This window comes from Kitasatospora xanthocidica (assembly GCF_014656195.1).
Lineage (GTDB): Bacteria > Actinomycetota > Actinomycetes > Streptomycetales > Streptomycetaceae > Kitasatospora > Kitasatospora xanthocidica.
Genome location: NZ_BNBY01000006.1, coordinates 440,659 through 457,714, shown reverse-complemented (window position 1 = coordinate 457,714; position 17,056 = coordinate 440,659). Strand labels below are relative to the sequence as shown.

The 17,056-nt window shown below is 70.7% G+C and carries 19 protein-coding genes; 9 read left to right on the top strand and 10 right to left on the bottom strand.

Annotated elements, in window-relative coordinates; all coding sequences use genetic code 11:
- On the bottom strand, window positions 1-236 hold a 236-nt coding region (locus IE332_RS14500), incomplete at its 3' end, for an acyl-CoA dehydrogenase family protein (RefSeq protein WP_189916211.1).
- Between the two features lie 258 nt (window positions 237-494).
- Here IE332_RS14500 and IE332_RS14495 point away from each other — a divergent pair.
- Both IE332_RS14495 and IE332_RS14490 read left to right on the top strand, forming a co-directional pair.
- Window positions 495-1,865, top strand: a complete 1,371-nt coding sequence (locus IE332_RS14495; RefSeq protein WP_189916210.1) for a UDP-glucose dehydrogenase family protein — start codon at window positions 495-497, stop codon at window positions 1,863-1,865.
- 127 nt (window positions 1,866-1,992) lie between these two features.
- Window positions 1,993-2,406 (top strand): CoA-binding protein, encoded by a 414-nt coding sequence (locus tag IE332_RS14490; protein ID WP_189916209.1) that lies wholly within the window; start codon window positions 1,993-1,995, stop codon window positions 2,404-2,406.
- Between the two features lie 12 nt (window positions 2,407-2,418).
- On the opposite strand, the gene IE332_RS14485 is transcribed toward IE332_RS14490, so the two are convergent.
- From IE332_RS14485 to IE332_RS14475, 3 genes are all read right to left on the bottom strand, one after another.
- The gene (locus IE332_RS14485) at window positions 2,419-3,633 is read right to left on the bottom strand and encodes a dipeptidase (protein WP_189916208.1); all 1,215 of its coding nucleotides are present in this window, start codon (window positions 3,631-3,633) and stop codon (window positions 2,419-2,421) included.
- A 74-nt stretch (window positions 3,634-3,707) separates the two neighbouring features.
- Complete coding sequence (gene purE, locus IE332_RS14480; RefSeq protein ID WP_189916207.1) at window positions 3,708-4,235, bottom strand: 5-(carboxyamino)imidazole ribonucleotide mutase; 528 nt, start codon at window positions 4,233-4,235, stop codon at window positions 3,708-3,710.
- The gene (locus tag IE332_RS14475) at window positions 4,232-5,371 is read right to left on the bottom strand and encodes a 5-(carboxyamino)imidazole ribonucleotide synthase (RefSeq protein WP_189916253.1); all 1,140 of its coding nucleotides are present in this window, start codon (window positions 5,369-5,371) and stop codon (window positions 4,232-4,234) included. The genes purE and IE332_RS14475 overlap by 4 nt, the downstream gene beginning before the upstream one ends.
- Before the next feature lie 258 nt (window positions 5,372-5,629).
- On the opposite strand from IE332_RS14475, the gene IE332_RS14470 reads away from it, so the two are divergent.
- A complete protein-coding gene (locus tag IE332_RS14470) occupies window positions 5,630-6,199 on the top strand; it encodes a GtrA family protein (protein ID WP_189916206.1) in 570 nt (189 codons plus the stop codon).
- A gap of 102 nt (window positions 6,200-6,301) precedes the next feature.
- Complete coding sequence (locus tag IE332_RS14465; RefSeq protein WP_189916205.1) at window positions 6,302-6,997, top strand: ester cyclase; 696 nt, start codon at window positions 6,302-6,304, stop codon at window positions 6,995-6,997.
- Window positions 6,998-7,070: 73 nt separating this feature from the next.
- Here the strand turns inward: IE332_RS14465 and IE332_RS14460 are convergent, their stop codons facing one another.
- Together IE332_RS14460 and IE332_RS14455 are read right to left on the bottom strand one after the other, a co-directional pair.
- Window positions 7,071-8,318 carry a sensor histidine kinase gene (locus IE332_RS14460; RefSeq protein WP_189916204.1) on the bottom strand — a complete coding sequence of 416 codons (1,248 nt, stop codon included), beginning with the start codon at window positions 8,316-8,318 and terminating at the stop codon, window positions 7,071-7,073.
- A gap of 64 nt (window positions 8,319-8,382) precedes the next feature.
- Window positions 8,383-9,057, bottom strand: coding sequence for a response regulator transcription factor (locus IE332_RS14455; RefSeq protein ID WP_030290974.1), 675 nt, complete (start codon window positions 9,055-9,057; stop codon window positions 8,383-8,385).
- 329 nt (window positions 9,058-9,386) lie between these two features.
- On the opposite strand from IE332_RS14455, the gene IE332_RS14450 reads away from it, so the two are divergent.
- Complete coding sequence (locus tag IE332_RS14450; protein WP_189916203.1) at window positions 9,387-10,910, top strand: peptide MFS transporter; 1,524 nt, start codon at window positions 9,387-9,389, stop codon at window positions 10,908-10,910.
- 90 nt (window positions 10,911-11,000) lie between these two features.
- On the top strand, window positions 11,001-13,013 hold the full coding sequence (locus IE332_RS14445) for a prolyl oligopeptidase family serine peptidase (protein ID WP_189916202.1): 2,013 nt from the start codon (window positions 11,001-11,003) through the stop codon (window positions 13,011-13,013).
- A gap of 133 nt (window positions 13,014-13,146) precedes the next feature.
- On the opposite strand, the gene IE332_RS14440 is transcribed toward IE332_RS14445, so the two are convergent.
- Window positions 13,147-13,665, bottom strand: coding sequence for a DUF6879 family protein (locus IE332_RS14440; protein WP_189916252.1), 519 nt, complete (start codon window positions 13,663-13,665; stop codon window positions 13,147-13,149).
- A 154-nt stretch (window positions 13,666-13,819) separates the two neighbouring features.
- Here IE332_RS14440 and IE332_RS14435 point away from each other — a divergent pair, with 154 nt between their 5' ends.
- Window positions 13,820-14,173, top strand: coding sequence for a pentapeptide repeat-containing protein (locus IE332_RS14435; protein ID WP_189916201.1), 354 nt, complete (start codon window positions 13,820-13,822; stop codon window positions 14,171-14,173).
- Window positions 14,174-14,268: 95 nt separating this feature from the next.
- Here the strand turns inward: IE332_RS14435 and IE332_RS14430 are convergent, their stop codons facing one another.
- The 3 genes from IE332_RS14430 to IE332_RS14420 all read right to left on the bottom strand — a co-directional run bounded on the left by IE332_RS14430 (window position 14,269) and on the right by IE332_RS14420 (window position 16,121).
- Complete coding sequence (locus IE332_RS14430; protein ID WP_189916200.1) at window positions 14,269-15,447, bottom strand: methyltransferase domain-containing protein; 1,179 nt, start codon at window positions 15,445-15,447, stop codon at window positions 14,269-14,271.
- Window positions 15,444-15,593, bottom strand: a complete 150-nt coding sequence (locus tag IE332_RS14425) for a hypothetical protein (protein WP_189916199.1) — start codon at window positions 15,591-15,593, stop codon at window positions 15,444-15,446. The genes IE332_RS14430 and IE332_RS14425 overlap by 4 nt, the downstream gene beginning before the upstream one ends.
- Window positions 15,594-15,764: 171 nt before the next feature.
- Window positions 15,765-16,121, bottom strand: coding sequence for a hypothetical protein (locus tag IE332_RS14420; RefSeq protein WP_189916198.1), 357 nt, complete (start codon window positions 16,119-16,121; stop codon window positions 15,765-15,767).
- A 184-nt stretch (window positions 16,122-16,305) separates the two neighbouring features.
- Here IE332_RS14420 and IE332_RS14415 point away from each other — a divergent pair, with 184 nt between their 5' ends.
- Window positions 16,306-16,560 (top strand): hypothetical protein, encoded by a 255-nt coding sequence (locus IE332_RS14415; protein WP_189916197.1) that lies wholly within the window; start codon window positions 16,306-16,308, stop codon window positions 16,558-16,560.
- On the top strand, window positions 16,532-17,047 hold the full coding sequence (locus IE332_RS14410; protein ID WP_189916196.1) for a DUF6879 family protein: 516 nt from the start codon (window positions 16,532-16,534) through the stop codon (window positions 17,045-17,047). Before IE332_RS14415 ends, IE332_RS14410 begins: the two co-directional genes overlap by 29 nt.
- Window positions 17,048-17,056 lie beyond the last annotated feature (9 nt).

Genomic DNA, 17,056 nt, shown 5'->3' with positions numbered 1-17,056 from the left:
GTCGCCAACGCGTCCGCACCCGCACCGCCGTACACCTCCGGCACGTGCACCGCATGCAGGTCACTGCCCTGCAACGCGTCCAACGCCTCCTGCGGGAACCGCCCCTGCTCGTCCACCTCCGCCGCGAACGGAGCGATCTTCGCCTCGGCCAGCGAACGCACCGCCTCACGGAGCATCTCGTGCTCCTCGGAGATACGGAAGAGATCGAAGTCAGCCGCCCCTGCGCTGCCAGCCATGATGCCTGCCTCGTCGTCCAGTGACCGGAGTCCCAGTGACCGAAGTCGGATCCGGTCCGATCGAACCGGTCCGATCGCCGTCGAATCCGGTGTTAACTACCGTTCAGTAGAGATCCTAGGGCTCCCACCTGCGGCTGCCTAGCGTTCCGGGCGTGCGGCCGGTCCCGGTGCGCCCTGGCAGGGCGGATAGCATCAGGGGCATCCGTACCGGTCGGGTCCGCGACCCGGACCGGTCGAGTCCGCCTCCAGGGAGAACCCGTGACCCTCCGCATCTCCGTGATCGGCACCGGCTACCTCGGCGCCACGCATGCCGCCGCGATGGCCGAGTTCGGCTTCGAGGTGCTGGGTCTGGACATCGACCCCGACAAGATCGCCATGCTCACCGCGGGCCGCGTCCCGATGTACGAGCCGGGACTGTCCGAGCTGCTGCTCAAGCACGTGGCCGGGCACGTGGGCCCCTCCTCGCCGAAGGCGGGCAAGGAGGGAGGATCGACCGGGCGACTGCGCTTCACCACCTCCGTCCAGGAGGTCGCCGAGTTCGCCGACGTGCACTTCGTCTGCGTCAACACTCCGCAGCGCAAGGGCGAGTTCGCCGCCGACATGTCCTACGTCGACACCGCGATCGACGAGCTGGCGCCGCACCTGACCCGCCCGGCCCTGGTGGTCGGCAAGTCCACCGTCCCGGTCGGCTCGGCGGCCCGGCTGGCCGAGCGGCTGGCCGCGCTGGCGCCGGCCGGCGAGGGCGCCGAACTCGCCTGGAACCCGGAGTTCCTGCGTGAGGGCTTCGCCGTCCAGGACACCCTGCGGCCGGACCGGATCGTGGTCGGCACCCAGAGCGAGCGGGCCGAGCGGCTGCTGCGCGAGGTGTACGCGGAGCCGATCGCGGCCGGGGTGCCGTTCCTGGTCGCCGACTACGCGACCGCCGAGCTGGTCAAGGCGGCCGCCAACTCCTTCCTGGCCACCAAGATCTCCTTCATCAACGCGATGGCCGAGGTCTGCGAGGCGGCCGGCGCGGACGTCACCCTGCTCTCCACCGCGCTCGGCCACGACGAGCGGATCGGCCGCAAGTTCCTCAACTCCGGCCTCGGCTTCGGCGGCGGCTGCCTGCCCAAGGACATCCGCGCGTTCATGGCCAGGGCCGGCGAGCTCGGCGCCGACCAGGCACTGACCTTCCTGCGCGAGGTCGACTCGATCAACATGCGGCGCCGCTCCCGGATGGTCGAGCTGGCCCGCGAACAGTGCGGTGGCGGCTTCCTGGGCCGCCGGGTCGCCGTCCTCGGCGCCGCCTTCAAGCCCAACTCGGACGACATCCGGGACTCCCCCGCCCTCAACGTGGCCGCCCAGATCCAGCTCCAGGGCGCCCAGGTCACCGTCTACGACCCGAAGGCCGTGGACAACGCCCGCAAGATGTTCCCCTCCCTCGCCTACGCCGACTCCGCACTGGAGGCCGCCGAGGGCGCCCACGTCGTCCTCCACCTCACCGAGTGGGCCGAGTTCCGTGAGCTGGACCCGGCCGAACTCGGCGCCGTCGTCGCCGAACGCCGCCTCCTCGACGGCCGCAACGTCCTCGACGCCGACGCCTGGCGCGCCGCCGGCTGGACCTACCGCGCCCTCGGCCGCCCCAGCTGACCCCCTGCTCCGAGCGCCCGCCCCGTACCCGGGGGCGGGCACTTCCGTGTTCCCCGGTCCGAGGACGAGCCTCCGGCACCTGCCCCCGCCCCGGAATCCCGCACCCGCGCCCGTCGTTGCTACCGGCATGACTAGCTACGGCGACGAAGCGACGGTCCGCGAGATCCTCACCGGCACCGGTGACACCTGGGCCGTGGTCGGCCTCTCCACCAACACCGCCCGGGCCGCCCACGGCGTGGCCCGGGTGCTCCAGCGCTACGGCAAGCGCGTGGTGCCCGTGCACCCGAAGGCCGAGACGGTCCTCGGCGAGCAGGGCTACGCCTCGCTCGCCGAGATCCCGTTCCCGGTCGACGTGGTGGACGTGTTCGTGAACAGCGCGCTGGCCGGGGAGGTGGCCGACCAGGCGGTGGCCGCCGGGGCGAAGGCCGTCTGGTTCCAGCTCGGCGTGATCGACGAGGCCGCGTACGAGCGGACCCGGGAGGCCGGGCTGGCCATGGTGATGGACAAGTGCCCGGCGATCGAGATCCCGCTGCTGGCCTAGGGCGCGCCGGCCTCAGGGCTTGGTGCCGTCCAGCTGGGCGATGGTGGCGATGGAGGGGCGGCGGGTGGCGCGCAGGGTGGTGGCGGCGGATTCGGCGTCGCGCAGGACGCGGACGGCGTTGTGCCAGGTGAGCTTGGCGAGGTCGGCCTCCGACCAGTGGCGGCGCAGGAGTTCGGCGACGAGGTTGGGGTAGCCGGCCACCGAGTCCAGGCCGTCCGGGAGGAAGGCGGTGCCGTCGAAGTCGCCGCCGATGCCGATGTGGTCGATGCCGGCGACCTCGCGCATGTGGTCGAGGTGGTCGGCGACGGTGGCCGGGGTGGCGATCGGGCGGGGGCGCCCGGCCTCGAAGGCGCGCTGGCGTTCCATGGCCGGCGGGGTGGTGTCCAGCGGGTGGAAGCCGTGGGCGCGCATGTTCTCGTCGGCGGCCAGGGTCCATTCGATGGCCGCGGGCAGGATGAACTTGGGGACGAAGGTGGCCATCGCCACGCCGCCGTTGGCGGGCAACTGGGCGAGCACGTCGTCCGGGATGTTGCGCGGGTGGTCGCAGACGGCGCGGGCGGAGGAGTGCGAGAAGACGACCGGCGCCTCGGTGACCCGCAGGGCGTCCCGCATGGTGTCGGCGGAGACGTGCGAGAGGTCGACGAGCATGCCGAGCCGGTTCATCTCCCGGACGACCTCCTCGCCGAAGCGGGTCAGCCCGCCGGCCACCGGCTTGTCGGTCGCGGAGTCGGCCCACGGCACGTTGTCGTTGTGGGTGAGCGTCAGGTAGCGCACGCCGAGCTCGTACAGGGCGCGCAGGGTGGCGAGCGAGCAGTCGATGGAGTGGCCGCCCTCGGCGCCCATGAGGGAGGCGATCCGGCCCTCGGCGCGGGCGGCCTCCATGTCGGCGGCGGTGCGGGCCAGGCGGAGCCGGTCGGGGTAGCGCTCGACGAGGGCGTGGACGAAGTCGACCTGTTCCAGGGTGGCGCTCACCGCGTGGTCGCCGGCCAGCGAGGCGGGCACGTAGACGGACCAGAACTGCGCGCCGACCCCGCCCTCCGCGAGGCGGGCGAGGTCGGTGTGGAGGCGGTCGCTCTGGTCGGCGGCGAGGTCGAGCGCGCCGAGGTCGTACCCGGCCTGCTCGCGCATCGCCCAGGGGAGGTCGTTGTGGCCGTCCACCACGGGGGCGGTGCGGAGCAGGGCGCGGGCGCGGTCCAGCGGGGTGCGGGGGTCCGGGGCAGAGGTCATGCGAGCTGTTCTACCCCACCCCCGCACGGGGGCGAACCACCTGCCGTACTACTTGCCGAAGCTGAAGGGCCGGACTACTTGCCGAAGCCGAAGGAGGAGGATCCGGCCACCTTGGCCCGGAGCTTCTTGCCCTTCTCGGTGGCCTGGTTGTTCAGCTCGGCCTGGAACTCGGTCATCCGCTCGGTGAGCTCGGGGTCGAAGGCGGCGAGCATCCGCACGGCGAGCAGGCCGGCGTTGCGCGCGCCGGCCACCGAGACGGTCGCAACCGGGACGCCGGCCGGCATCTGGACGATCGACAGCAGGCTGTCCATGCCGTCCAGGTAGCGCAGCGGCACCGGCACGCCGATGACCGGCAGCGGGGTGACGGAGGCCAGCATGCCCGGGAGGTGGGCCGCGCCGCCGGCGCCCGCGATGATCGCCTTCAGGCCGCGCCGGTGGGCGTTCTCGCCGTAGGCGACCATCTCGCGCGGCATCCGGTGGGCGGAGACGACGTCCACCTCGTAGGCGATCTCGAACTCGTCGAGGGCCTGGGCGGCGGCCTCCATGACGGGCCAGTCGGAGTCCGAGCCCATGACGATGCCAACGACAGGGGAGGAGGTCATTCGGTGATCGTTCCTCGCAGGTAGGCGGCCGCGTGGCGGGCGCGCTCGCGGACGTCTTCGAGGTCGTCCCCGAAGACGTTGACGTGGCCGACCTTGCGGCCGGGCTTCACGTCCTTCCCGTACATGTGGATCCGCAGCCCGGGGTCGCGGGCCATGCAGTGCAGGAAGGCGTGGTACATGTCCGGGTAGTCGCCGCCGAGGACGTTGACCATGACGGTCCACTTGGCGCGCGGCCGGGGGTCGCCGAGCGGGAGGTCGAGGACGGCCCGCAGGTGGTTCTCGAACTGCGAGGTGACGGCGCCGTCCTGGGTCCAGTGCCCGGAGTTGTGCGGGCGCATGGCCAGTTCGTTGACCAGGATCCGGCCGTCGCGGGTCTGGAACAGTTCGACGGCGAGGTGGCCGGTGATGCCGAGGTCGCCGGCGATCCGCAGGGCGAGCTGCTGGGCCTCGTCGGACAGGGCCGGGTCGAGGTCCGGCGCGGGGGCGGTGACCTCGGCGCAGACGCCGTTCTCCTGGACGCTCTCGACGACCGGGTAGGCGACGGCCTGGCCGCTGGGCGAGCGGACCACGTTGGCGGCCAGTTCGCGGACGAAGTCGACCTTCTCCTCGGCCAGCACGGGGACGCCGGCCAGGAACGGGGCCTGCGCCTCCCGCTCGTCGTCGACGACCCAGACGCCCTTGCCGTCGTAGCCGCCGCGGACGGTCTTGAGGACGACCGGGTATCCGGAGCCCTCCTCGGCGAAGGCGGTGACGTCGGCCGGGTCGGCGACGATCCGGTGGCGGGGGCAGGGCACGCCGATGGAGTCGAGCTTGGCCCGCATCACGCCCTTGTCCTGGGCGTTGACGAGCGCGTCCGGGCCGGGGCGGACGGCGATGCCGTCGGCCTCCAGGGCCCGCAGGTGCTCGGTGGGGACGTGCTCGTGGTCGAAGGTGATCACGTCGCAGCCGGCGGCGAAGCGCCGCAGGGTGTCGAGGTCGCGGTAGTCACCGAGGACGACCTCGGAGACGACCTGCGCGGCGGAGTCCTGGGGCGTGTCGGCGAGGAGTTTGAACCTGACCCCGAGCGGGATGCCCGCCTGGTGTGCCATGCGGGCCAGCTGCCCGCCACCGATCATGCCCACCACTGGAAAATTCACATTGCCCGGGGAAGTCACCCGGCCAGGATATCCGGGCCGGTGGGGGGCGGTGGAGCCGCCGGTGGGGCCTCGACGGCGGACGCGCGTAGATGTCAGGCCCGGCCCCTCGGGGCTGAGCCGTTCGGCGGAAGCGGGTAGCCTGGTCCGCTAGGTCCTGGTACGCGCGGTCAGATGATGTGCGCGCACGGAGGACTTCCAGGGGTCAGCCACGCATCCGGTCCGGCCCCCTCGTCGGCAGGCACATGGAGGCAGCCCGGTATGACGACGACCGCCCCATCGAGCACCTCACTGGTCCAGCGGCTGCGCGGGGTCTCCGGCGAGGTCCTCAAGTTCGGCATCGTCGGCCTGGTCGGCGTCTTCGTGAACTTCGGCGTCTCCAACGCCGTCCTGCACCTGACCGGCTGGGCGCCCGTGCGCTGCTCGGTGATCGGGACGGCGGTGGCCATCGCCGCCAACTACCTCGGGTACCGCTACTGGGTCTACCGCGACACGGACGCGGCCTCACGCCGGCGTGAGATCACGCTCTTCCTGATCTTCAGCGGTGTCGGGATGCTGATCGAGAACGGCACGGTCTGGTTCGCGACCTATACCCTCGGCCTGCACGGGCCGCTCGCCTACAACGTCTCCAAGGCGTTCGGCACCGGCCTCGGCACCCTCTTCCGCTTCTTCTCGTACCGGACCTGGGTGTTCACCGCGCTCCCCGAGCCGGCGGCCGCCGAGCAGCCCGGCAGCGGGCTCGCGACCGCGGAGGAGCCCGGCAGCGGGCTGGCGGCGCAGGCCGAACTGATGCTGGCGGCCGAGGAGATCCGGTACGCCAAGGCCGAGTAGCCCTTCCGCTTGCCGTACCTCTCCCCCCGAGAGGACAGTGGTGACAGAGGGCGAGCACGGCCCGCGGACGATCGTGGCCGAGGGGGGTCCAGGAGGCTCGCCATGACCTTCGTCCAGATCATCGACTGCAAGACCGACCGGCTCGACGACCTCAACCGGCTGATGGACAGCTGGGTCGAGGCTTCCCGGGGCCGGCGGACCGCCTCCCACGCGGTGGTGGGCACCGACCGCTCCGACACCAAGCACGTGGTGGAGATCGTGGAGTTCCCCTCCTACGAGGAGGCGATGAAGAACTCCCACCTGCCGGAGACCGACCGGATCTTCCGCGAGATGGTGGCACTCTGCGACGTACCGCCGACCTTCACCGACCTCGACGTGGTCCGCGACGCCCGGTTCGACAAGGCCACCGCGAGCCGGGTCCTCGACGGGCTGTCCCGCGGCAACCTCGACGTCATCGACGAGTGCATGACCGCCGACTACCTCGACCACGACTACGGCAGCGAGGGCGACGCGACGGGCATCCGGGCGTTCCGGGAGCGCTGCGCGGGCTACGTGGGCGCCTTCGACTTCACCTTCGAGACCGAGAGCCAGATCGCCGAGGGCAACGAGGTCGCCACCCGGTGGACCTGGCACGCCACCCAGAAGGCCGACTTCATGGGCGTGCCGAACAGCGGCAAGTCCGTGGTCGGCCGCGGCACGACCACCTTCCGCTTCCGGGACGGGAAGATCTGCGAGGGCTGGTGGCAGTGGGACGTGATGGGCCTGATGCGCCAGCTCGGCGTCCTGCCGGGCTCCTGAACGACGCGTCTCGCAGGCTCCTGGACGCCGCGCTCCTGAAGACCGCTTTCCCGGGGGGAGCCGGAGCCGGTCCTCAGCGCGTCTGGCTGCGCCCGAGGAAGATCGCGAACACCGGGGGCTTCAGCGAGAGCAGTTCGAGCCGCCCGCCGTCCGCCTCCGCGAGGTCGCGGGCGACGGCCAGGCCGATGCCGGTGGAGTTGCGGCCGCTGACCGCCCGCTCGAACACCCGGTTGCCGAGGTCCGGCGGCACCCCGGCGCCCTGGTCCTGCACCTCGACGACCACCGAGGTGCCGGACGGCCGGACCCGCAGGGTGATCGTCCCGGCGCCGTGCATCAGGGAGTTCTCGATCAAGGTGGCCAGCACCTGGGCGACCGTCCCCGGGGTGCCGACCGCGGTGACCCCGCGCAGCCCCTCCAGGGACAGCACCCGGTTCTTCTCGCGCAGCGTCGGGCCCCACTCCTCCACCTGCTGCTTGATCACGTCGTCCAGGTCGAAGGCGACGGCCGTGGGGCTGCGCGGGTCGCGCTGAGTGGTGAGCAGCCGCTGGACGACGTCGGTGAGCCGCTCGACCTGCTGGAGGGCGATGGTGGCCTCCTCCCGGACGGTCCGCGGGTCCTCGGCGAGGGCGGTGATCTCCTCCAGCCGCATGGAGAGCGCGGTGAGCGGGGTGCGCAGCTGGTGCGAGGCGTCGGCGGCGAGCCGGCGCTCGGCGGTGAGCATCCGGGCGATCCGTTCGGCGCTGGTGTCCAGCACCTCGGCGACCCGGTCGAGTTCCGGCACGCCGTAGCGGCGGTCGCGCGGGCGGGGGTCGCCGGAGCCGAGCCGTTCGGCGGTCTCGGCGAGGTCGGTGAGCGGCCGGGCGAGCCGCTTGGCCTGCCAGACGGCCAGTGCCACGGCGGCCTGGACGGCGAGCAGGGCGACCACGCCGAGCAGCAGCAGGTTGTTGGCGATCTCGTGGTCGACGTCCTCGCGGGACTGCTCGACGGTGACGGTCTCGCCGCTGTTGCCGCGTTCGACGGCCTTCAGCAGGTGGTCGCCGGCCGGGCGTTCGCCGGCCGAGACGACCTGCTGGCCGGGGACCTGCACCTCGACGTAGCTGCCCTCGGTGACCTGGCTCTCGAAGGCCCGCGCCTCGGTGACGGACTCGCCCGCCGCGATCCGGCTCTCGACCAGCGCGAGCACCCGGACGGCGGCGGCGTCCACCCGGTCCTGGGCCGAGCTGACGATGGTGCGCTTCTCGACCAGGGCGAGCGGCACGCAGAACACCACGACCACCACCAGGACGACGCCCAGCAGCGAGTTGATCATCCGGCGTTTCACGCTGCCGCTCCCCGAGGTGTTTCCGCTGACGCGGGCCGAGGGCCCGATCCCCGCAAGTCGCGCCCTAGTTCTTCTCGAACCGGAAGCCGACGCCGCGCACGGTGGCGATGTAGCGCGGGTTGGCCGCGTCGTCGCCGAGCTTCTTGCGGAGCCAGGAGATGTGCATGTCCAGGGTCTTGGTGGAGGTCCACCAGGTGGTGTCCCAGACCTGGCGCATGATCTCCTCGCGGGTCACCACCCGGCCGGCGTCCCGGACGAGCACGCGCAGCAGCTCGAACTCCTTGGCGGAGAGGGTGAGCTCCTCCTCGCCGAGCCAGGCGCGGTGGGACTCGATGTCGATCTTCACCCCGTGCGCGCCGGTGGTGAGCTGGTCGACGTTGCCGCGCCGGAGCAGGGCCCGGACCCGGGCGAGCAGTTCGGCCAGGCGGAAGGGCTTGGTGACGTAGTCGTCGGCACCGGCGTCCAGGCCGACCACGGTGTCCACCTCGTCGGCGCGGGCGGTGAGCACCAGGACGGGGCAGCTCTTGCCGTCGGCGCGCAGTCGGCGGCAGACCTCCAGGCCGTCCATCTCGGGCAGGCCGAGGTCCAGGACGACGAGGTCGACCTCCTCCGTGAGGCCGGCGGCGAGCGCGGTCGGACCGTCCTCGCGGACGAGTACCTCATAGCCCTCGCGTCGCAGGGCCCGGGCGAGCGGTTCGGAGATCGCCGGATCGTCCTCGGCAAGCAGCACACAGGTCATGTGGTGATGGTAGTCCGCCGGGGTATGCCCGTACGCCCTGTGAGGTAGTTCACAGAGCGTGATCGTTATACAAGCATCCAACTAGGCCCAACGGGGCGTTGCGGACCGCCGGTTCAGCGAAGAAAACCCTCCCGGATCTTGAATCCGAAGGAAGAAGACCTCGTTTACCATGGATCAACTGGGAAGATCTGTGTATCTCTTTGCCATTCGGATACCTGATTCATGACTTTTGTCAGCTGATAGAGCCAAATATCGCCACGTAGAGTGGTTTCGTCCACGTCCGCCGCCACCCCCCTAGGCGGACGCTGTCAGGCAAGGAACCACTACACATGGCGTCTACCACCCGGGACGCCGGCCTCGCGTCGGCCCCTCCCAGCGGCAAGACCTTCCTCGGCCACCCCCGAGGTCTCGCCACGCTGTTCATGACCGAGATGTGGGAGCGCTTCTCCTACTACGGCATGCGTGCCCTGCTCATCTACTACCTGGTCTCCGGCGGCGCGGATGCGGCCACCGGCAGCCAGGGCGGCGGCCTCGCCATGACGGCGGCGACGGCGACGGCGATCTACTCCGTCTACGTCTCGATGGTCTACCTCATGGCCTACCCCGGAGGCTGGTTCGGCGACCGGGTCTGGGGCGCCCGCAAGACGGTCGCGATCGCCGGCTTCGTGATCATGGGCGGCCACATCGCGCTGGCCGTCCCGGGTCAGGCGGCGTTCTTCCTCGGCCTGCTCCTGGTCGCGCTCGGCTCCGGGCTGCTGAAGGCCAACATCTCCACGATGGTCGGCCACCTGTACAACGGCCCCGAGGACCCGCGCCGCGACGGTGGCTTCACCGTCTTCTACATGAGCATCAACCTCGGTGCCTTCGTCGCGCCGTTCGTCATCGGGACGATCGGCAAGGAGCACAACTGGCACCTGGGCTTCGGCCTGGCCGCGGTCGGCATGGGCCTGGGCCTGGTCCAGTTCCTGCTGGGCACCCGCCACCTGAGCCCCAAGAGCAGCCTGGTCCCCAACCCGCTGCAGCCCGCGGAGCGCAAGAGCCTGCTGGTGAAGGCCGGCGCGGTGTTCGCCGCCGCCACCGTCTTCTACGTCGCCATCGTCGCGATGGGTGTCTACACCCTGAACTGGGCCCTCGTCCCGCTGACCCTTGCCGGTCTGCTGATCCCCGTCGCCGTACTGGTCCGGATCAAGCGCGACAAGGACCTGAGCGCCGGCGAGCAGTCCAAGATGAGCGCCTACATCTGGTTCTTCGCCGCGGCCGCCATCTTCTGGATGATCTACGACCAGGGCGGCTCGACCCTCTCGCTGTTCGCGGACAAGAACACCGCGGACTCCGTGTTCGGCTTCGGCTTCTCGGCCACCTGGTACCAGTCGCTGAACCCGCTGTTCGTGATGGCGCTCGCGCCGGTGTTCGCCTTCCTGTGGCTGTGGCTGTCCCGCCGCAACAAGGAGCCCAACACCATCACGAAGTTCGCGATGGGCCTCGTCCTGATCGGCGCCTCGTTCTTCGTCTTCGTCGTCCCGATGAACATGGCGGGCGACGGCGGCAAGGTCTCCCCGATGTGGCTGGTCTCGATCTACATGATCCAGACCATCGGCGAGCTGTGCGTCTCCCCGGTCGGCCTCTCGGTCACCACCAAGATGGCGCCGCAGAAGTACGCCTCCCAGATGATGGGCGTCTGGTTCCTCGCCGTCACCGCCGGTGACTGCACCACCAGCCTCCTCTCGCTGGCCGGCATCAGCCTCGACGGCATCGGGATCATCGCGGCCCAGGCGGCCCTCGCGGCCCTCGCGGGCTTCGCGGTCTACACCTACCGCAAGAAGGTCCAGGCCCTCATGGGCGACGTGCACTGACGCACCGACGACCGGGTCACGACTCCGGGGCCGCCGTGGATTCCTGAGATCCACGGCGGCCCCGGCCGTTTTCTGCCTACCGTTCCCGGCATGACGACCGACTCCTTCCCGCGCCGGCTGGCCCGCACCCGCCGGTTCACCCTGGGCGTGCCTGTTCGGCCGGAACCCTCCGCCGACGGCGCCACCGTGCTCTTCCTGCGCAGCCGCGGCGGCACCGACCCGCTCAGCTGCCTCTGGGCGCTGGACACCGCCACCGGCGAGGAGCGGCTGGTCGCCGACCCGGCCGCCCTGGGCTCCTCCGGTGGCATCGCCTCGTACAGCACCGACGCCTCGGGCTCATGGGCCGCCTTCGCGCTGGACGGCGCGCTGTGGCTGGCCGACACCCGTACGGGCTCGGTGCGGGCGGTCGCCTCCGGCCTCCCCGTGGCGGACCCGAGGCTCGACCCGACCGGCCGCCGGATCGCCTACGTCAGCGGCGGAGCGCTGCGGGCGGTCGGCGCGGACGGTACGGGCGACCGGGCGCTCGCCGAGCCCGAGGCCGATGACGTCTCGTACGGCCTGGCCGAGTACGTCGCGGTCGGGGAGATGTACCGCGACCGCGGCCACTGGTGGTCCCCCGACGGCAGCGCGCTGCTCGTCGCCCGGGTCGACGAGCGTGCCGTTGCCCGGTGGTTCCTGGCCGACCCCACCGACCCGCAGCAGCCCCCGCGCGCCATCCGCTACCCGCTGGCCGGCACCGCCAACGCCGACGTCACGCTCTGGCTGCTCGGCCTCGACGGCCACGGCACTCGCACGGAGGTCCGCTGGGACCGCGCCGCCTTCGAGTACGTCACCGCCGCCGGCTGGGACGACCACGGCCCGTACGCCGCCGTGCAGAGCCGCGACCAGCGGACCGTACGGACGTTGGCGATCGGGGCGGACGGCGCCACCCGCGTACTCGCCGAACGGTCCGACCCGCACTGGGTGGAACTGCTCCCCGGGGTGCCGGTCCGGACGGCGGGCGGCGCGCTGGTCGACACCGCCGATCGCGGCGACACCCGGCACCTGACCGTCGACGGCAAGCCGGTCACCCCTGCGGGGCTGCAACTGCGGGCCGTCGTCGGGACGGACGGCGAGCGGGTGCTGTTCACCGCCTCCGACGAGCCCACCGAGACCCACCTCTGGACGTACGAACCGGGCTCCGGCGTCCGGCAGCTGAGCGACGGACCCGGCGTACACAGCGGCGCCGAGCAAGGCGGCACCCTGGTGCTCACCACCGGCTCCCTCACCACCGTCCTCCGCCAAGGCCGTCCGCCGCTCCCGCTCACCTCCTACGGCGAGCCGCCCGTCGTCGCCGCCCGGCCCGAACTGCTCCACCTCGGCCCGCGCGAGCTGCGCGCCCATCTCTTCCTGCCCACCGGCCACCGTCCGGACGACAGCCCACTGCCCGTGCTGCTCGACCCGTACGCGGGGCCGGCCATGCAGAAGGTCACCACCGGCGGTGCCTGGTACGAGCAGGTGTCCCAGTGGTTCGCCGACCAGGGCTTCGCGGTCCTGGTGGTGGACGGCCGCGGCACCCCGGGGCGCGGGCCGCGCTGGGAGAAGACCATCTGGGGCGACAAGGCCGGGCCGGCCCTGGAGGACCAGATCGAGGGCCTGCGGGAGACCGCCCTGCTGCGGCCGGGGCTGCTCGACCTCGAGCGGGTCGGAATCCGCGGCTGGTCCTACGGCGGGTTCCTCGCGGCGCTCGCGGTGCTCCGGCGCCCGGATATATTCCACGCCGCCTCGGCCGGCGCCGCCCCGACCGACCACCGGCTCTACGACACCCACTGGCAGGAACGCTTCCTCGGCCACCCGGACGAGCACCCCGAGCACTACGACTCCTGCGACCTGATCACCGAGGCACCGAAGCTGACCCGCCCCCTCCTGCTGATCCAGGGCTTGGCAGATGACAACGTCTTCCCCATCCACACCCTGCGCCTCTCAGCCGCCCTGCTCGCCGCCGGCCGCCCCCACGAGGTCCTGCCCCTACGCGGCACCGGCCACCGCCCGACGGATGAAGCGGTGGTCGAGAACCTGCTCCTGCACGAACTGGACTTCCTGCGCCGGTCGTTGCCCGCGTAGAACTCGAACGCGCAGGAAGTCGGCCCGGCCGACTTCCTGCGCGTGGCAACCGGGCTGACCTGTCTGTGGCCAGGGCCGCCGCAGTGGGCACGGAAGTCTTGGCGGTGGAGATCCGAGACACCTTGGAGATGGGTCAGGTCAGCTTGTAGTCGCCGTGCGGCGTAGCCCGCTCCCACACGGCCTCAAAGGCAGAACTGACCAGATCCACAACGGCCTGATCCGTCCGCCACTCCCTGTCCACGACCTCCCCGACGCCGGAAAAGTACGTGAACAGCACGGCGGACCTGTCGAACATCCACAGGTCCGTTCCCGGCAGCGCGATGTCGGCAGCCCCCCGTCGGGGCAACCAGCGGACCAGCTCACCCGCTGCGACGTTGGCGAATGTGAGGTCATGCTCGTACCGGATGTAGTCCGTTACCGGCTCCGAGACGATCCGGGCCCGTCGCATGACCACGCCACGCCCGGTTGTGTCGGCTACCAGGTCAGCCCAAGAGCCCCACCAGTCAGGCAGCTTGGCCGGATCATTGTCGTACCGATGGCCGACACGCCAGCGCGCGAACTCCGGATCATCCGGCGTGTAGGTGTCACGCATCTCCAGGTGCACGGCGGAGCGGTGCGCCCCAGCCAAGGCGTCACGTACGAGGTACTTCATCATTTCCGACCTCCGGTCGCGGGATGCACTCCAGCATCGCAGCCGGAAGCCGGGTGATCGTCGCTAGATCAAGAACATTCGTACTGTGACCGGGACTTGACCCATCCTCCTGGTGAGCCGATCACCCGCCTGCCGTTCCGGAAACTCCGGACAGATGTCCTCCCCCGAGCGCAGCGGCAGTTTCCGTGACGTCCTCATCGAGGGCACTCGGACAGACAGCACGCTGTTCCGGTACGCGAAATTCAAGACGGTCATCCTCAGGGAGTGCAATCTCTCCCAAGCTGATTTTCAGTTTGCCGAACTCCGCGACGTCCGGTTCGAGAAGTGCGATCTCACCGGAGCCCAGTTCGCCAACGTCGTCATTCAGCCCGGTGTCAGCTTCGACAACTGCACGCTGCTTGGCATCGGAGGCGCCTCGCACCTCAAGGGCGCCACTGTGCGAGGCCCAGGATCCATGGAGCTGTCCCTGCGCCTCGCCAGGGAGGCCTGCATCGTAATCGAGGCCTAGACGCGGCGGCAGCTCGAACGGGCCCTACTCATGCCGCTTTGCCCCGTCGAGCCGACAGGGCAAAGCGACATGACGATTCTCAGCGGGCATCTGCGTCAGCCTCGGCGCGGCACCAGGTTCTCCGGGGAGTCGAGCCACACGGTGTGGCCTTCGGGCCCGACCGTGAGGCCGAACCGGTCGAAGCCCGGGCGGCCGTGCTTGTCCCACCAGCGCCAGCAGGCCTCCGCCTCGTCCCAGAGGTTCCGGGGGCCGGATTGGAACACCTCGTACTCCGTGCGGCCCCGCACGTAGTCGGTCGATGCCCACGACTCGGTGTCCCGGCTGTAGAGCCACAGCGTGTAGGCGCCATCGTCGTAGCGCTCCGCTCGCCAGAACGCCCCGGGCACGCCCGCCCCGATGACGAACTGCTCGAACCACCCGCCCGTGTCCGGAGGAGCCAGAGTGGTGGTGCTCCTCGCCCCATTGGCCGGCCACTCCTGCCCGTGCAGGTAGTCCTCGAAAGGCGGCCGGTCGGTGCGCTGTTGGCGCAGCCGCATGAACGCCGAGCTCCGGGTGAACCGGCCGCTGGCGCTGGTGCCATCGTCGTTCACGGTCAGCCGGACGATCTGCTCGCCGCCGTACTCCGTGCCGAACGGCGCCACGATGATTCCGCCGGGCGCCGCCTGTGCCAGCCATGCCGGAGGGATCGCGAGAAGCGAGCAGGTGGCGATGATCCGGTCATAGGGAGCGCCCTCCGACCAGCCTTGCCGCCCGTCGCCCTCGACGACGGTCGGCTTGAGCCCGGCCCGGTCCAGGTTCGCCCGGGCGCCGCGAGCGACGTCCGAGTCGTACTCGACGGTCACCACGTTGAGGTCGCCCAGGCGGTGGGCCAGCAGGCCCGCGTTCCAGCCCGTTCCGGCTCCGATCTCCAGCGCCCTGCCGCCCGCGTGTACGTCGAGGTCTTGGAGCATCGAGAACACCATCGTGGGCATGGAGTTGGAGGAGGTCGGGGTCGTCCCGAGTCCGTCCCCCTCATGGTCGCCGTCGTCCCACTGCGTGGTCAGCGGGATGTCCGAGTAGACCGCTCGCCGCCACCCCTCCGGGTCCTGCGATCGGTACACCACGGGGTTCTGCCGGGTGCCGTCCGCAATCCCCGGCCAGATGCGATCCGGGACGAACAGTTCGCGGGGTACGGCCCGGAAGGAGGGCAGCCAGTCCGAGGAGAGTGCGCCGCCGGCCACCAGCGCGGAGGCGAGCCCCTGGGGGCCCGCCTCCCTGTGCGTCTCGCCGGTCACTTGCCGTTGCCGCCCGCCGGGGCCGAACCGTCCGAGGTGTTGCCGCCCTCGTCGGACCCGCCGCCGCCGTGTCCGGCGCCCTTGTTGCTGTCGTCCTGCTGCCCGCCGCCCTTGCCGTCGCCGGTCCCGCCGCCGCGCTTGCCCATGTAATTCCCCTCTTCGTCGGTCAGGCTGAGGCGGCCCCCAGCCTGGCGTGCACCTTGCTGACCCGCCCCGGCTGGGTCCTTCCCCAGGCGGCCGGGGCAGGGGTCTGTAGTGGCCCAGGAGCGGCCAGTTCCTCGCTGACGCCCCCGCAGCCTTGCCCTACACGGGGGCACTCATGCGTTCAACTCCGGCCGCAAGACCTGGAGCCCGTCGCTCGACAGAACGGGCTCCACGTCGCACTTGGTGAGCATGCGAGCCGTGATCCGGTTGGACTCGCCGTTGATCACGCGGCCCGAGAGTCGGGCGTACTCGGTGAGTACGTCGGCCAGCGCCCTGGCGGTGCTGGCGCGACAGCCCCCGAGCGAGACGTGAGGCCCCTCACGCACCCCGCGCCCGCTCACGACGGCCATCACGTCGGGGGTGGACGGCAGGCCCGCAAGCTTCCACGCGGTCTCCACGGCGCTCGCCGCCGCTTCCGCCTCGGCTCGGTACCGTCTCAACTTCTCCGTCTCGGGCTCCACGTTCGACACGGACACTCCCTCCGCCGCTGTCCCGCCGATGCAAGCGAGGCTATGGACGACCAGGCATCGATCTCTACGAACTTGCATGAGCTTGCACATCAATTACCCATCCGTATAGCGGTATTGACTGCATATCCGCTGCTCGGAGAAGCTTGTGCAAGCCCGAGCAAGCACCTAGACCAGGGAGCCGGCCATGGCCGTAAAGTTCGTTGGCATCGACCCCAACACCGATCGGGACCACTGCCCCACCGTGTGGGTGGACCCGGAGGCTCAGGAGATCCTCTTCCAGGGGTGGAACCCGCACCCCGAGACCCAGGCGGAATGCGAGCGAAGCAGCCCCGCAAACGGACCGGTACCCGACAATGAGGCCATCGTCAGGCTTCCGGCCCGGATGGTGCCCATGATCAGGGAGGCGTGTGATGCCATCGAGCGTGCCCAGCTTCGCTGAGCTGCTTGAGCAGTGCCACCGATCCGCCGTCCATCTGGAGCTGCGCGACTCCTACGCCCCGACGGAACGGTTCGAGGCGTGGCAGCGCGGTGAGCGGATCAACTGGGAGGACCGGCAGTCCTGGTGGCACCCCTATGACCAGTTGATCACGGATGCCGTGGCGCGGGGTGTGGTCATCCGTCGGGCTCGGGTCGTATCCGAACCCGTGTCCGAGTACATCCGGTGGGAGCACTACGTCACCCACGCCAACGTCACGGCGGGCGAGCAGGTCCGCTGGCTGCCACGGCGGCAGGCCACGAGTCTCCCCCTACCGGGGAACGACTTCTGGCTGTTCGATGGTGTCCTGCTCCGGGTTCACCACTTCTCCGGAGACGGCGCCGTGGTCGAAGATGAGATCACGACAGACCCCGGCACCGTGAAGCTGTGCGCCACCGCGTTCGAAGCAGTCTGGGAGCTAGCGCTTCCGCACCATCAGTACGAGATCTGACGAAGGCCA